The organism is Vibrio marinisediminis, from assembly GCF_014050145.1.
Classification (GTDB): Bacteria; Pseudomonadota; Gammaproteobacteria; order Enterobacterales; family Vibrionaceae; genus Vibrio; species Vibrio marinisediminis.
Genome location: NZ_JACFYF010000326.1, coordinates 1 through 244, shown reverse-complemented (window position 1 = coordinate 244; position 244 = coordinate 1). Strand labels below are relative to the sequence as shown.

The window sequence follows — 244 nt, the reverse complement described above, 5'->3', positions numbered from 1 at the left end:
AGAGCTGATGACCGACCGCTTCCCGGAACTCGCCGCCCTGCGCGACTTCCTCCCCGACGGCACCGTGCTCGACGGCGAACTGCTCGCCTGGGATTACAATGGCGCGGGCGACGCACCCCTGCCGTTCAACGCCCTGCAAAAACGTATCGGCCGCAAGACCGTGCCGAAAAAACTGCTGACCGAGGCCCCGGTGATCCTGCGCGCCTACGACCTGCTGGAGGACGGCGGCACCGACCTGCGCGAC

General features: G+C 67.6%; 1 protein-coding gene. It reads left to right on the top strand.

What is annotated here, in order from left to right:
• The coding region (locus H2O73_RS24255; RefSeq protein WP_220457783.1) for an ATP-dependent DNA ligase at positions 1-244 on the top strand (244 nt) is incomplete at both ends.